This window comes from Pseudomonas machongensis (assembly GCF_034961125.1).
Lineage (GTDB): Bacteria > Pseudomonadota > Gammaproteobacteria > Pseudomonadales > Pseudomonadaceae > Aquipseudomonas > Aquipseudomonas machongensis.
On record NZ_JAYFUI010000031.1, the window covers coordinates 1 to 310 of the forward strand.

The following is a 310-nucleotide window of genomic DNA, read 5'->3' on the forward strand; positions in this document are numbered from 1 at the left end:
AAGGTCGCCGGCGTGGCCAAGGCCGAGCGTCAGCGTAAAGTGCGCGAGGTGCTGGAGCTGGTAGGCCTGGAACAGAAGCATCATGTCTATCCGGCGCAGTTGTCCGGCGGTCAGAAGCAGCGTGTCGGCATCGCCCGCGCGCTGGTGCACGATCCGCAGATCCTGTTGTGCGACGAAGCGACCTCGGCACTGGACCCTGAAACCACCGCCTCGATCCTCGACCTGCTGCGCGATATCAACCAGCGCCTTGGCCTGACCATCGTGCTGATCACTCACGAGATGGCGGTGATCCGCGACATCTGCCAGCGCG

1 protein-coding gene is annotated in these 310 nt (G+C 64.2%); it reads left to right on the top strand.

Translation table 11 applies throughout. From position 1 onward, the window contains the following. The coding region (locus VA602_RS26945) for an ATP-binding cassette domain-containing protein (RefSeq protein ID WP_323452173.1) at positions 1-310 on the top strand (310 nt) is incomplete at both ends.